The organism is Rhizobium favelukesii, from assembly GCF_000577275.2.
Classification (GTDB): Bacteria; Pseudomonadota; Alphaproteobacteria; order Rhizobiales; family Rhizobiaceae; genus Rhizobium; species Rhizobium favelukesii.
The window spans coordinates 1,894,534-1,908,677 of sequence record NZ_HG916855.1; the positions used below are offsets into that span (position 1 = coordinate 1,894,534).

Here is a 14,144-nt window from a genome sequence, read left to right on the forward strand (position 1 = left end):
GTGGTTGAGAAAACTCCCTCCCCGCATCAGAACGCAGTTCAAGAGCAGGACGGATCGCGCCAGCTTCGCTCCAAGGCCTGGTTCGACAATCTCGCAAACCCTGACATGACCGCGCTCTACCTGGAGCGTTACATGAACTTCGGTCTGAGCCAGGAAGAGCTGCAGTCGGGAAGGCCGATCATCGGCATCGCTCAGACTGGCTCCGACCTGTCGCCGTGCAATCGTCACCACATCGAGCTCGCAAAGCGCGTTCGCGAAGGTATTCGTGATGCAGGCGGTATCGCCATCGAATTCCCGGTGCATCCGATCCAGGAAACTGGAAAGCGTCCGACCGCAGGTCTCGACCGCAACCTCTCTTATCTCGGCCTCGTCGAGATCCTCTACGGCTATCCGCTGGATGGCGTGGTCCTGACGATTGGTTGCGACAAGACGACGCCGGCCTGTCTCATGGCCGCCGCGACCGTGAACATTCCAGCGATCGCACTGTCGGTTGGCCCGATGCTGAACGGCTGGTTCCGCGGCGAGCGCACAGGCTCCGGTACGATCGTCTGGAAAGCTCGCGAAATGATGGCGCGTGGCGAAATCGACTATCAGGGCTTCGTCAAGCTCGTTGCCTCCTCCGCGCCCTCGACCGGCTACTGCAACACCATGGGCACGGCGACCACGATGAATTCACTTGCCGAAGGGCTCGGGATGCAGCTGCCGGGCGGCGCGGCAATTCCGGCTCCCTACCGTGACCGTCAGGAAATCTCCTATGAGACCGGCTTGCGGATCGTCGAAATGGTTCGCGAGGACCTCAAGCCTTCCGACATTCTGACCAGGGACGCCTTCATCAACGCCATCAGGCTCAACTCCGCGATCGGTGGCTCAACCAATGCCCCGATCCATCTCAACGCACTTGCCCGCCATGTCGGCGTCGAACTGACGGTCGATGACTGGCAGACCTACGGCGAGGAAATCCCGCTTCTCGTCAACCTGCAGCCGGCCGGTGAGTATCTCGGCGAGGACTACTACCACGCCGGCGGCGTTCCGGCCGTCATGGGCGAGTTGATCAAGCACAATCTGATCAACACGAGCGCGATGACCGTGAACGGCAAGACGGTCGGCGAGAACTACACCACGGCGACGATCGAGGACGACAAGGTCATTCGTCCGTTCGAGCGCCCGCTGAAGGAGCGCGCCGGCTTCCTGGTCCTGCGCGGCAATCTCTTCTCGTCGGCGATCATGAAGACGAGCGTGATCTCGCCTGAGTTCCGGCAACGTTACCTGTCCAATCCGAACGATCCGGAAGCCTTCGTTGGCCGCGCGGTCGTCTTCGACGGACCGGAAGATTACCATCACCGCATCGACGATCCGTCGCTGGCGATCGATGCGTCGACGGTCCTTTTCATGCGCGGTGCCGGGCCGATCGGCTATCCGGGTGCCGCCGAGGTGGTCAACATGCGTGCGCCGGATTATCTCTTGAAGCAGGGCATCAGCTCGCTGCCCTGCATCGGTGACGGGCGTCAGTCCGGCACGTCTGGCTCGCCCTCCATCCTCAACGCGTCGCCCGAAGCGGCCGCTGGCGGTGGGCTTGCTCTGCTGAAGACCGGCGACCAGGTACGCATCGACCTCAAGAAGGGGTCCGCCGATATCCTCATCAGCGACGAGGAGCTTGCCGAACGGCGCAAGGCGCTCGAGGCAGCCGGCGGTTATGTCTATCCGGAGAGCCAGACACCCTGGCAGGAAATCCAGCGTACCTATGTCGGCCAGATGGAAACCGGCGCCGTGCTTGAGCCTGCCGTCAAGTACCAGCGAATCGCCCAGACCAAGGGCATTCCGCGCGACAACCACTAAATCCTCCGGGCGCGGCCAGCAGATCGCGTCGCCGAACACAGTCCGATTGAGTACAATGGGCGCGATACCATCTCGGCATCGCGCCCATTCTCAATTTGGAGACGAGGTCGAGATTCGTTGGTTTTGACCTTGCCCACCGGCATCAATTGTGGTCGATTTCGGCGCGCCGCTGGGTTGGAGGGCGGCCGGTTCGTTTTGATCTTGAGCGCGTCCATCGCTCGTGTGACGGAACATGTCGATGTCTTATGCTCTTCTGGATTCTGCCGCCGCCGGCGGCTTGTTAGTCGGTCGTGCCTGGAACCCCGGTGTTCAAGGCCCGAGCATCGTGGTCGTTCGGGATGGCCAGTTGGTCGACATCACCTCCAAAGCTGCGCCGACGCTGAGTGCGCTCCTGGAACAGGCCGATCCCGCCGCCTTCGTCCGCGCCGCGGGTGGTCCTGTGCTCACCACATTGGACGAGATCGCTGCCGTTGGCATCGGAACACCTGACCCGTCGCTGGTTCATCTGCTTGCTCCTGCCGACCTTCAGGCCATCAAGGCTTGCGGCGTAACGTTCGCGCAGTCGATGATCGAGCGCGTCATCGAGGAGAAGGCGGCTGGAAATCCCGATCGCGCCGCCGCGATCCGCGAGCGCGTCAGTACGCTGATCGGTGGTAGCCTCAACAATCTGAAGGCAGGTTCGGCTGAAGCCGCCAAGGTCAAGCAGGCGCTGATCGACGAAGGCATGTGGTCTCAATATCTCGAGGTCGGCATCGGACCTGACGCCGAGGTTTTCACGAAGTCACCGGTCCTTGCCTCTGTCGGCTGGGGCGCCGATGTCGGGCTGCATCCAATCTCGACCTGGAACAATCCGGAACCCGAGATCGTACTTGCCGTCAACAGCGGCGGGGAGATCAAGGGGGCAACACTTGGCAACGACGTCAATCTGCGCGACGTGGAGGGCCGCTCGGCGCTCCTGCTAGGCAAGGCCAAGGATAACAACGCCTCCTGCTCAATCGGCCCGTTCATTCGGCTATTCGACGAGAGCTACGGCCTCGATGAGGTGCGCAGAGCAGAGCTCGACCTCAAGGTCACCGGAGCCGACGGATTTGTCCTTCACGGAAAGAGTTCGATGTCGAAGATCAGCCGCGATCCTTCCGACCTCGTCAAGCAGACCTGCGGCGCCCACCATCAGTACCCGGATGGCTTCATGCTGTTCTTGGGAACGCTGTTTGCGCCGACGCAGGATCGTGATGCGCCGAACCAGGGCTTCACCCACAAAATCGGTGACGTCGTCGAAATTTCGTCGATGGGCCTCGGCTCGCTCGTCAATACCGTGCGGCTTTCAACCGAGTGCTCTTCCTGGACATTTGGTATCACCGCCCTGATGGCAAACCTTGCAAAGCGGGATCTCCTTTAGGCTTTCGGGCGACCGGCGCGGCTGCTGAAATCTTGCGCCGGGCGGGTTGTCTGCCTGTTCCGGCGCAATCGATCGGATATATGCTTCAGGAATGAAGCGGAATCGTTGAGGGTGCCATGAACAAAGCCCTTGCCTTGATTTGCGTGCTCGCTCTTGTCGGGTGCACCACGAAGGACTTTTCCTCGCCGGGTCTCGATCCGATCGCCGGCAGCATCACCTATAGCGGCCAGCCGCGTACAAGACTGACGAAGTCGCCGCCGGGATCGACCTTCCCGCACAATTTCATCGACGAGTGGGGCCGACAGGTCGATGAGACCTACATGATACAACCGGACAAGTCGCTGAAGATCGTTCACAGGGAAATCCGGCCGATTCGCTTCAACCGCTGAACAGCGCGGCCGGTGAAACGGACGAAGCTCGCCTGCCGATCGACGATTCACCCTGCAACATCGACTTGTTGCGATCGCCAAGCTCTCAGATGGCTAGTCACATTCGTTTATCATACAATGTTATGCAATTAGCCGATTGAATTTGGCCCGCGGCTAATACACACTCGCCAAAGGGGTGCGATACCGGGTATGTGGTCGAGCGGATGAACATGACGCTAGTCCGGTACATGGAACATTTATGATGAATGCAAAGACGCCAAATGCCATCGATACGTTTGTCGGTTCTCGTGTGAGGATGCGAAGGCAACTCCTAGGACTTAGTCAGGAAAAACTGGCCGATCAGATAGGCGTGACATTCCAGCAGGTGCAGAAATACGAGAAAGGTCTTAACCGGATCGGTGCCAGCCGACTGCAACGGATCGCCGATGTGCTGAGCACGTCTCCGAGTTTCTTCTTTCAGCAGGATGCGTCCGAGCCCTTGAGCTTGGCCGGGCTTGAGACTTCGGTCGCGGCCGACCCGGTTGCCGAATTCCTGCATTCGAAGGAAGGTCTCGCGCTCAATCGCGCCTTCCTGAAAATCACCGACACGCAGCTTCGTGAAAAGATTGTCGCTTTGGTCAAAGCCATGGCGCATGCGCAGGAAGGGCGTGACGTTGCCGGCGAGCAAACGAAACCTGGCGAAACCTTCGCCTAAACGTTCAGCCTTATGACATGCTGGGCTTCGCCGATCAGATGAAATTCAGCCTGGAAACCTTCGGAGCGATGCGCCTCATTTCGCCGGGTGGGGGAACTCTGCGTATTGTCGACGCTCTGTTGCAGGAGCTCAATGAGCACGCACCGAAAGAGCGCGTGCCATTGGCGAAGAGCATTGGGTGCGGCACTAGCGGTCCGCTGCGCTAAGCACGCTCTTCCCACACCTTTGCGAGTTTGACGAGCGTGGCGACGGCCTTGTCCATGTCCTGCCTGCTGATCCATTCACGCGGCGAGTGGAAGGCGTGGCCGCCGGCGAAGATGTTCGGGCATGGCAGGCCCATGAAGGAAAGGCGCGAGCCGTCCGTTCCGCCTCGGATACTGCCGCGCACAGGCGACATGCCGGCGCGGCGAATGGCTTCAATGGCGTTTTCCGCGACCTGCGGATGCCGATCAAGGACAATCTTCATGTTGCGATACTGCGGCTTGACGGTGAAGGTGTAGGAAGATCCGGGATAGTCGGCCATCACCTCCTGCACCAGCGCTTCGAGCCTACTTTCCTTGTCAGTCAGCCCAGCGTCCTCGAAGTCTCGGACAATGAGGCTGATAGCGGCCTTTTCCATGGAGCCGGCCAAACCGGTCGGATGGATGAAACCTTCTCGACCTTCGGTCGTTTCCGGTGCGACATTCTTGGGTAACCGATCAATAATTGCGCCGGCGATCTTGATGGCATTCTCCATCTTTCCCTTGGCAAAGCCCGGATGGATCGCAACGCCTTCGATGGCAATCTCGACGCCGTCTGCCGAGAACGTCTCGTCTTCGATGTGTCCGGCGCTTTCACCGTCCATCGTGTAGGCAAACTGCGCGCCGAGCTTTGTCAGATCGACCTTGTCGACGCCGCGACCGATCTCCTCGTCGGGCGTGAAGAGCAGCTTAATCGTTCCATGCTTGATGTCGGGGTTGTCCATGAGGATCTCAGCCGCCGTCATGATCTCGGCGATGCCCGCCTTGTCGTCGGCGCCGAGCAGTGTCGTCCCGTCGGTCGTGACGATGTCGTGGCCGATCTGGTCGTTGAGCGCCGGATTCTCGCTGACGCGAATGACCTGCTTCTTGTCACCGGCAAGCTGAATGTCGCCGCCGCGGTAGTCGCGCACGATTCGTGGTTTGACGTTCGTCCCCGTGAAATCGGGTGCCGTATCCATATGCGAGCAGAAGCAAATGACCGGAACGGTCTTGTCTGAATTCGAGGGAATGGTCGCGGAGACATAGCCATGCTCGTCCAAGTGAGCGTCGGACAGGCCGATCGTCAACAACTCGTCGACCAGCAAGCGGCCCAAGTCCTTCTGTTTCACGGTCGACGGCTGCGTCGACGATGCCGCATCCGATTGGGTGTCAATGACGACATAGCGAAGAAAGCGATCGAGGACGGTATCGGTCATGGCGGGTCCAATCTGTGTTTTGCGTCCCACCGATATAGCCTTCGAAGATGGGGCGTGAATAGGGGTACTCGATCCCCTATGGCCGACCCGACCGCTGCCGAGAGATGGTGAACTCGCCGCCGCACCCGTACCCGTGACGACTGCGGTTGTGCTGTGGTGGGAGAATGGCAACGTCAGACTTAAGTCCGCCGTTGGAACCTTATGGCATTGAATTTAGTTCCTAGACCGCAATGTAAAAATATAATCATAGGAGTGGCGGATGAGAAAAATTGTCCTTGTGGCTGCATTTATGGGGGCATTGGCATCGTGCACAGCCACCGAGAAAGGAACCGCAATCGGTGCGGGCACGGGCGCTATCATTGGCGGTGCCGTCAGCAATAGCTGGGGAGGCGCAGCGGTCGGTGCCGTGGCAGGTGGTGTCGCCGGGGCGCTGATTGGACGCTCGACCGAACGGCGCGGCTACTGTGTCTATCGTGATCGATATGGACGCACCTATGAGGCGCGCTGCTGATAGGGGCAGCCGCTAACTGACCGCCTCGTTATGAGAGGCGGTCTATTCCCTCGAGACTTACACTAGTGGGTGCTTTGCTGTTTTGCCCTTGCGACGATCTGCGTCGGGTTGACGAACTGCAAGGCGAGAACCAGCCAGAACAATGTCGTGACCATGTAGACCACCGCCATGGCATCGATCGACTGGCCTGCACGCACTCCTGATGCAAAGACGGCGTAATAGAGCGACACCACCAGTGTTTGCGTCGTCGGCCCGGCAATCAGGAAGGTCAGCTCGAACATCGCGATGGTTCGCACCAGCACCAGCAGCAACGCAGCCAGCATTCCCGGCAAAAGCAGGGGCAGCAGAATTCGCAGGAACAGGCTCGTTGTTCCCGCGCCGAATACGCGTGCGGCCGCTTCGATGCGAGGGTCGATCTGCTCGATGAACGGGATCATCACCAAAACAACGAAGGGCAGCGACGGGACGACGTTGATCAGCACGACGCCCCAAAACGTGCCGCCGAGTCCAAGCTGATAGAGGACGGTTGCCAGCGGAATGCCGTAGGTCAAGGGAGGGATCAACAGCGGCAGCAAGAACAGCAAGATGACCAGACGCTTGCCGGGAAAGTCGCGCCGCGCCAGCGCATATGCGGTCGTGATGCCCAAGATCCCAGAGATGATGACGACAGTAAAGACGATCTCGAAGGTGACAAGGACAACGCTGGAGAGCTGGAATTCCTTCCAGGCGCTGAAATACCAGCGTGTCGTCCAACCTGCCGGCAGCCATGTCCCAAGCCAGCGCGTCGCAAAGGAGTTGACCATGACAGCGGCGATAACGGCGAGCAGATTGAGGACAAAGAGGATGGCCAGCCCCCAAATGGCGAAGCGCCAGATCTTTGAAGCGAGGCCCTGATCTCGGATCATGACTAGCCTTTCGTGCCGCCGGCGGGGCCGCGGTAGAAGAGTGAGCGGGTGGCCAGAACGGCAAGTACGACAACCAGTTCCACGCCGCCCATGATGAGCGCGATGGTCGAACCGAGCGAATGATCATATTGCTCGAAGGCTGCCTGATAGGCTGCAATCGAGATGACGCGCGTCGGGCCGGCCGGCGCCCCTAGAAGAACGGCGGAGGGAAACACCGCAAAGGCCTGCACGAATGCCAGGCAGAAGGTGACAGCGAGCCCCGGAACCAACAGCGGCAGGAAGACCCTGAAGAAGCGCTGTCGTGGTCCCGCACCCAGTGTCGCCGCCGCCTGCTCGATCGCGGGATCGATGCCGGTAACGTAAGACAGCGTCAACAGGAAGGCGAAGGGAAAACCGGTGATCAGCAACGAGGCGAAGACACCCCAGTAGTTATTCGTCAGCTTCACCGGTGCGTCGAGGACGCCGAGCATCAAGAGGGCATGATTGAACCAGCCGCGCGGCCCGAGAAAGGTCAAAAGGCCGTCTGCCACGAAGACCGTGCCGAGGGTAATGGGTAGCACGAGAATGGTGGTTAGCAGCCGCTGCCTGCGCATCAGGCGCACGCGCAAGGCAACGGGTACGGCAAAGGCGAGGTTGATCACCGTTACAGGCAGTGCCAGCCACATCGTTGCGGCGATCGTCTGATATTGGAAGGGATCGCTGAAGAACTTCGCGTAATTGGCATACCATGTGCCCTCTTTCGGCGTGAGTGAATCGGCCACACCGTAAAGGAATGGGTAGACGAACATCGCGATCATGAAGATCAGCCCCGGCAGCAACAAAAGCGTCTTGCCATCGAGACCGCGCCCAGCGAGCCGGGTTCGCAGCGAAGGGCCGCTCATCGGCCGGTTCCTTTGAAGACCAGTGCCCGTCCGGCAATCGGGTGCAGCCTGGTCGATGCTCCCCGCGCCAACGGCTCATCTGCGCGGAAATAGAGTTCAGAGCCGTTCCCTGCCCGCGCCATGCCAAAAAATGCTCGCCCGCGATATTCCATGCTGCTGACGGTGGCAGCGATCCCCTCGCCGTTCGACGCGACCAGATCTTCCGGGCGGACCGACAGGATGGCTGCATCGCCGACGCTGAGCGGCGAACGCATCGTGCCAACGAGGCGGGCGCCGGCGACCTCGATTTCGGCCTCTGCGCTCGTCACACGCGTAATGCGGCCTTCAACACGCGTCCTGAAGCCCATGAAGTCGGCAACTTCGACGTTCACAGGGCGCTGGTAGAGATCCTGAGGCGATCCGATCTGTTCTATATGGCCCTGGCTCATGACGACGATGCGGTCTGCAAGCGACAGCGCCTCGTCCTGATCATGCGTCACATAGATGGTGGTGGAACCGATCTGATCGTGGATGCCGCGAATTTCGGCGCGCATCTCGAGCCGCAGTTTCGCATCGAGATTTGAGAGCGGCTCGTCCATCAGCACGATTGGCGGACGAATGACGATGGCACGAGCGATCGCCACGCGCTGCTGCTGGCCACCGGACAGCTGACCAGGCAACTTGTCGGCCTGGCTGTCGAGGCGCACGAGCGCCAGGGCATCACGGATGCGCTTATCGGCCTCTGGTCCCTTTATGCCCTGCATGGCAAGGCCGAATCCGACGTTCTTGCGCACGCTCATATGTGGAAACAGGGCGTAGCTTTGGAAGACCATGCCAAAGCCGCGGCGCTCGGGTTCGAGCTGGTCGATACGCGTGCCGCCAAGCCGGATTTCGCCACTGGTCAGTGCGAGCAAACCGGCGATGCAGTTCAATGCAGTCGACTTTCCGCAGCCGGACGGACCAAGCAACGCCACGAACTCTCCGGGTTCGATCGCAAGATCAATGCCGGTCAAAGCGTTGAACGCTCCGAAGACGCGACGAATCCCATCGAGTTCCAGGCGCGCGTTCTTACGCGTCGATGCGGCGGCATTCGAAACCGAAGTCAAATCAATCTCCATCTGCAAAATGAGGTGGCCGACCCGAGACGCGGCTCCGGGCCGGCTGCTTCTTTTGATCAGCCCTTCTTGGCGCCGATCTTCTCGTCCCAGATGCGGAAGGCTTCGACCAGTTGTTTCGGCTCCAGCGGAACCTCCAGCGGATTGTTGGCAATCCAGTCGGCATATTCGGGACGGCCGAACTCCTTGATCGTGTCCTGGCTTTCCTGCGGCGCCATCTCGAGGGTGACGTCCTTCACGGCCGGACCCGGATAGAAATAGCCGGCATCGTAGGCGATCGCCTGCTGTTTGGGCTGCAGGATGTAGTTAAGCACGTCGATCAGCACGCCGATCTTCTCGTCCGAGACGCCTTTCGGGACGACCGCGTAGTGGGCGTCCGTGACCCAATGGAAGCCGTCGAGCTTTTGCACCTTCGCCTCGGCTGGAACAATGCCGAGTGCCCGCGGATTGATGTCCCAGCCGGTCGTCGATACGACGATGTCGCGCGTCCCCTCGCCAAGCTCCTTCATCACCTGGCCAGTGCCCGTCGGATAATACTCAATGTGCTCGCCAAGTGCGGCGAGATAGTCCCACGTTTTTGCCCAGCCCTTGGCGGGATCGCGAGGATCACTGTCGCCAAGCAGGTATGGCAAGCCCATGAGGAAGGTGCGGCCAGGGCCCGAATTGGCCGGCCGAGCATAGATGAAGCGGTTCTTGTTTGCCTTCGCCCATTCAAGCAGTTCTTGCGCCGATTTCGGCGGCGTGGGTACCTTGTCAGGCATATATTCGATGAGTGGGCCTGAGGGATAATAGGTGATGACGACGCCCTGATCCTTGGCAAGGGACTGCATCTTGAAGGCCTGCGGCTGCAGGATCTGCTCGAGGTTGGGCAGCTCCGACTTGTGTGCCTTCAGATCGATCCAAAGTCCCTGATCAAGGCCCGCCGAAAGCGCGTCCGTTCCCGTCAGGACGAGATCGATATCGACTTTGCCGGCCGCCTGCTGCGCCTTGATCTTGCCAGGCAGTTCTGGTGCCGGTGCCTTTGTGAAGGCGAAGCTGGAAACCCAGTCCGCCTTTTCCGAGGCGTAGGCCTCGAACATGCCCTGCGTCAGCGCCAGGTTGCCGGCGACATCTGCAATCGTGATGGTGACGGGGCTTGCCGGTTTCTTGGCCTGCGCAAACGCCCTCAGCGGCAGCATGGTTGCAACAGCAGCGCCCGCTGCGGTGCCGACGAATGTTCTGCGGGTGACTTTCATCCTGTTTCTCCTCCTGTTGTCTGACGCCGCAAATGCGCTCCAATGCGTCCTCGTGCCGGTCGTTGCAGGGACCGGAACCTTGTCGTCAAATGTGTGAAACCTATTGAAAGAGTTGCCAAAAACACCGTCCTCCTCGGTGCGCCTTGGCAGTCGCAATAAATTGATATACTAGTATGCACGATCAAGTCAATGTCAGGGCTCCTTATGCAGGCAGCAGTTGTTTCCGTTCAAACGGCCTTGCCTTTCGGGGCCGAGAGGCCGACGAAGCTTCGCCGTGTGACGAATGCCGGCGCCATCTTCGATCGGCTCTACGCGGATATACTTGCTCTGCGAATGCCACCCGGCATGCTGTTGCAGGAAAAGCGGATTGCCGAAGAGTTCAATGTCTCGCGCACTCCAGTGCGTGAGGCGCTGCTTCGATTGTCAGAGGGCGGGCTTGTCGATATCTACCCGCAGTCCGGCACGGTCGTGTCGCGGGTGCCGGTCTCTGCGATCCCGGAGGCGGTGGTCGTGCGCAAGTCGCTTGAAGGCACGACCGTCGAACGCGCCGCCGAAGTTGCCACGGCAGGCGATATCGATCGCCTGAATTCCATCATTTCACGACAGAGATCGCTTGCCGCGCTCGGCGATACGTCCGCTTTTCACGACGAGGACGAGGCCTTCCACGAGGCTGTCGCCGAGATTGCCGGCTATCCCGGCATCTGGACGATCCTCAAGACGGTCAAGGTGCAAATCGACCGCGCCCGACGACTGACGCTGCCGGTTCTTGGCCGCATGGACAATGTCGTGCACGAACACGGGCTCATTCGTGACGCAGTCGCTGCCCACGACGTGGAAGCGGCGCGTGCGGCCATGATGCACCACTTGAGCGCCGTCATTCCCGACGTCGACGAGCTTCGCGTCCGGTATCCCGATTATTTCTGCTGAGACTGTCAGCAGGCAACGACAAGATCCCAAGGAGGAAATACATGCGCCAGGGTTGGAGATGGTTTGGGCCGGAGGCACCGGTAACGCTCGATGAAGTACGCCAGACCGGTGCGACCAATGTCGTCTCGTCCCTGCACCAGGTACCAATCGGCCGTGCCTGGACTGAAGGGGAAGTGCGCGAGCGCCAGGCGATGATCGAAACGACGCCGCCCGGACGCTCGCGCCTGACATGGTCGGTTGTCGAGAGCATCCCGATTCCAGATGCCGTCAAGCGCAACGGTGGACGAGCCAAGGCAGATATCGAGGCCTGGATCGCCAGCCTTGAAGCTGTTGCAGCCTGCGGGATTCCAATTGTCTGTTACAACTTCATGCCCGTCGTCGACTGGACGCGCACCGAACTCGATTATGTCATCGATACCGGCGCGACGGCCATGCGTTTCGATCATGAGAAATTCGCCGTCTTCGATCTCTTCGTGCTCCAACGCGCCGGTGCCGAGCAGCAATACTCCCCTGAGGACAAGGCGCGTGCGCGCGACATGTTCGAGGCGATGAGCGAAGCCGAGATTGCAGAGATCACTCGGATCATCACATCCGCCCTGCCCGGCTCCACGACCGAACCGCTGACGATCCCGCAGTTCCGTGAAAAGCTCGCAGCCTATACCGGTATCGATGCCGCCAAGCTGCGCCAGCATCTTATCGAATTTCTTCAAGCAGTGACGCCTGTAGCCGAAGCGCGCGGCGTCAAGCTGACGCTGCACCCGGATGATCCGCCGCGCTCGCTCTTTGGTCTGCCGCGGATCGCTTCGACCGCCGAAGACTATGCCGCGCTGTTCAATGCCGTTCCCTCAAAGGCGAATGGCATGTGCTACTGCACCGGCAGCCTCGGAGTGCGTGCCGACAACGACCTGCCGGCGATGGCCCGCCGCTTCGCATCGAGAATCCATTTCGCCCATCTGCGCGCAACAAAACGCGAGGCCGACGGACGCAGCTTCCACGAGAGTGCCCACCTGGAGGGCGACGTCGACATGGTTGCAGTCCTGAAGGAGCTCGTCGCAGAAGACCGCGGGCGTCGGGCAAACGAAACAATCGTGTTCCGCTCTGACCACGGCCATCGCATGCTCGATGACCTCGACAAGACCGTGACGCCGGGCTATCCGGCAATCGGTCGACTGCGCGGTCTGGCCGAGCTTCGCGGCATTCTCGTTGCCCTGGGTGCGAAGCCGACGTAACAGTGGATCGCGGCCGCAGCCCGTAAGTCGTCTCAATATCGCGGGCTACAGGTGGCGCGGTTGACCTCTGGAAGGGCAATTGCCCACGCATTTGGAACAAACTTGGGCACAATTCATTTCTCTTCCTGCAGAGAGGAGAAACGACATGACCTACGACCCGAATGATCCGAACCGCAATCCCACGACCGATCACGACCTGCGCACGCCACCGCTGCGCCGCAGCTCAAGCAGTTGGATCGGATGGATTGCCGCGATCGCCGTGATCCTTGTCGCAGCGTTTGCTATCACAGAATGGTTTGACCGGCCGGGCACCGATCCCAACCCGACCGCTTCAACGACTGAATCTCAGCCGATGAAGCCGCCGGTAGCCCCTGTGGCGCCGTCCAGTGAGCCGGCAACACCTGCCCCGGCCAACCCTTCGACCGGCGGCACGACACAGCAGTAAGCATACTGCGAAGCGGAGCCTCACCTCGTGGAGGAGAGGCTCCGGTATCTTTTTCGAAGCCACCTCGGACCCCTTCTTGTCTCCACGGACAGATGCATCGCTAACGGAAGGTCGCGGCTCAAACCGCGTGGCGAACATGTTGAGGCTCATGTCGCCCAGGCTTGGAGGAGGCGCAGCCGGCGAGGCTCTCGGGATGGGAACGCCGGACGATCTCAGCGTCGAAGCCGTCCAGAAGCTCTTGAGGGTGCTGGCGCCCGAAAAGGATGATGGACAACGCCTGCTCAAGACGCGCGCGCTGGAGGTCAGCAGCGCCCATCGCCGAGGCACATTGGCTGGTTCTCGATACGGGAAGCGAAGGACGACCAACCGCCTTCCTGGTGGTGCTGACATTCTGGCTGATCGTGATCTTTCGCACGTTCGGCCTTTTGTCGCCCTATAACGGCACGGTGATATCGGTCATTGTCGTCTGCGCTCTGTCCGTCGGAGGTGCGGTCTTCATCATCAACGATATGGCCCACCCTTACGGAGGCCTGATCTATGTTTCGGATGAGCCTCTGCGTCTCGCCCTGTCGCGGGTGGGGCGCAGTTGATCGCCTCTTGGGCAGTCGGCCGCACACACAGCGTGGATTAGTGCGTCGCCGCGCGCTTCTTGGAGGCCGCGAGAATGTAGTCGTCGGCGATATCCGCGATCGCAATTGCGATTTCGGTCGACGAGAAGCCGACCAGTTTTTCGCCTTGAATGATCTGGTATACGGCTTCCTCTATCTTCTCACGGCAGGCAGAAAGCCTGTCGGCGTGGTTGATGACTATAGGACGTAATTCCATGGCCCTTACCCCCGGTCGATGCGGCACACGTTCTTGATGTGCGTTGAATGTTGATATTGGTTAAGCAAGTGAAGGTCGCGACATTCGTGATGTTATTGAACGATGCCCCACTATCGCGATTCCAGCTAAAAAGCCGCCTGTAGCCTCCGTAAAGACGGCACCAAAGCTTCAACTTAACCGTGCCTGGACTATAGTCGCAAAAATCTGGAACAGCCTGTGAAATCGACGTGACACTACCATGAATAGAGCAGTCGAAATATATACCGCTCAAGGTCGGCAATATTTGCTGCCTCAATGCATCGGACTTGGCTAAATTTCCTCCGCATGGGGTAAAATCGC

16 protein-coding genes are annotated in these 14,144 nt (G+C 60.0%); 10 read left to right on the top strand and 6 right to left on the bottom strand.

Going from position 1 to position 14,144, the window contains the following annotated elements; translation table 11 throughout:
• From LPU83_RS72530 to LPU83_RS72550, 5 genes are all read left to right on the top strand, one after another.
• Entirely contained in the window at positions 1-1,836 is a 1,836-nt protein-coding gene (locus LPU83_RS72530) for an IlvD/Edd family dehydratase (RefSeq protein WP_029710063.1), read from the top strand.
• 238 nt (positions 1,837-2,074) lie between these two features.
• Positions 2,075-3,235 carry a fumarylacetoacetate hydrolase family protein gene (locus tag LPU83_RS72535; RefSeq protein ID WP_040681026.1) on the top strand — a complete coding sequence of 387 codons (1,161 nt, stop codon included), beginning with the start codon at positions 2,075-2,077 and terminating at the stop codon, positions 3,233-3,235.
• 116 nt (positions 3,236-3,351) lie between these two features.
• Entirely contained in the window at positions 3,352-3,624 is a 273-nt protein-coding gene (locus LPU83_RS72540; protein ID WP_024315195.1) for a hypothetical protein, read from the top strand.
• Positions 3,625-3,865: 241 nt separating this feature from the next.
• Positions 3,866-4,318: a helix-turn-helix domain-containing protein gene (locus LPU83_RS72545; RefSeq protein ID WP_024315196.1), complete on the top strand. Its 453-nt coding sequence runs from the start codon at positions 3,866-3,868 to the stop codon at positions 4,316-4,318.
• A 17-nt stretch (positions 4,319-4,335) separates the two neighbouring features.
• Entirely contained in the window at positions 4,336-4,524 is a 189-nt protein-coding gene (locus LPU83_RS72550; protein ID WP_024315197.1) for a hypothetical protein, read from the top strand.
• Here LPU83_RS72550 and pepT read toward each other — a convergent pair.
• Positions 4,521-5,753, bottom strand: a complete 1,233-nt coding sequence (pepT, locus tag LPU83_RS72555) for a peptidase T (protein WP_024315198.1) — start codon at positions 5,751-5,753, stop codon at positions 4,521-4,523. The two genes, LPU83_RS72550 and pepT, sit on opposite strands and share 4 nt — an antisense overlap.
• A gap of 259 nt (positions 5,754-6,012) precedes the next feature.
• Here pepT and LPU83_RS72560 point away from each other — a divergent pair, with 259 nt between their 5' ends.
• Positions 6,013-6,264 (top strand): YMGG-like glycine zipper-containing protein, encoded by a 252-nt coding sequence (locus LPU83_RS72560; protein ID WP_024315199.1) that lies wholly within the window; start codon positions 6,013-6,015, stop codon positions 6,262-6,264.
• A 62-nt stretch (positions 6,265-6,326) separates the two neighbouring features.
• Here LPU83_RS72560 and LPU83_RS72565 read toward each other — a convergent pair whose 3' ends face one another.
• From LPU83_RS72565 to LPU83_RS72580, 4 genes are read right to left on the bottom strand one after another with little or no spacing between them, the layout of a single operon-like run.
• Positions 6,327-7,169: an ABC transporter permease gene (locus tag LPU83_RS72565; protein WP_024315200.1), complete on the bottom strand. Its 843-nt coding sequence runs from the start codon at positions 7,167-7,169 to the stop codon at positions 6,327-6,329.
• A gap of 2 nt (positions 7,170-7,171) precedes the next feature.
• Entirely contained in the window at positions 7,172-8,050 is an 879-nt protein-coding gene (locus tag LPU83_RS72570; protein ID WP_024315201.1) for an ABC transporter permease, read from the bottom strand.
• Positions 8,047-9,147 (bottom strand): ABC transporter ATP-binding protein, encoded by a 1,101-nt coding sequence (locus LPU83_RS72575; RefSeq protein ID WP_037070718.1) that lies wholly within the window; start codon positions 9,145-9,147, stop codon positions 8,047-8,049. The genes LPU83_RS72570 and LPU83_RS72575 overlap by 4 nt, the downstream gene beginning before the upstream one ends.
• A 56-nt stretch (positions 9,148-9,203) precedes the next feature.
• On the bottom strand, positions 9,204-10,379 hold the full coding sequence (locus tag LPU83_RS72580; protein WP_024315203.1) for an extracellular solute-binding protein: 1,176 nt from the start codon (positions 10,377-10,379) through the stop codon (positions 9,204-9,206).
• A gap of 204 nt (positions 10,380-10,583) precedes the next feature.
• Here LPU83_RS72580 and LPU83_RS72585 point away from each other — a divergent pair, with 204 nt between their 5' ends.
• From LPU83_RS72585 to LPU83_RS72600, 4 genes are all read left to right on the top strand, one after another.
• A complete protein-coding gene (locus tag LPU83_RS72585) occupies positions 10,584-11,306 on the top strand; it encodes a GntR family transcriptional regulator (RefSeq protein WP_024315204.1) in 723 nt (240 codons plus the stop codon).
• Positions 11,307-11,347: 41 nt separating this feature from the next.
• Positions 11,348-12,535, top strand: coding sequence for a mannonate dehydratase (gene uxuA / locus LPU83_RS72590; protein WP_024315205.1), 1,188 nt, complete (start codon positions 11,348-11,350; stop codon positions 12,533-12,535).
• Positions 12,536-12,680: 145 nt separating this feature from the next.
• Complete coding sequence (locus LPU83_RS72595) at positions 12,681-12,980, top strand: hypothetical protein (RefSeq protein WP_024315206.1); 300 nt, start codon at positions 12,681-12,683, stop codon at positions 12,978-12,980.
• A gap of 266 nt (positions 12,981-13,246) precedes the next feature.
• A complete protein-coding gene (locus LPU83_RS72600; protein ID WP_225040043.1) occupies positions 13,247-13,570 on the top strand; it encodes a bestrophin-like domain in 324 nt (107 codons plus the stop codon).
• A 37-nt stretch (positions 13,571-13,607) separates the two neighbouring features.
• On the opposite strand, the gene LPU83_RS72605 is transcribed toward LPU83_RS72600, so the two are convergent.
• Positions 13,608-13,805: a hypothetical protein gene (locus LPU83_RS72605; RefSeq protein ID WP_024315207.1), complete on the bottom strand. Its 198-nt coding sequence runs from the start codon at positions 13,803-13,805 to the stop codon at positions 13,608-13,610.
• Positions 13,806-14,144 lie beyond the last annotated feature (339 nt).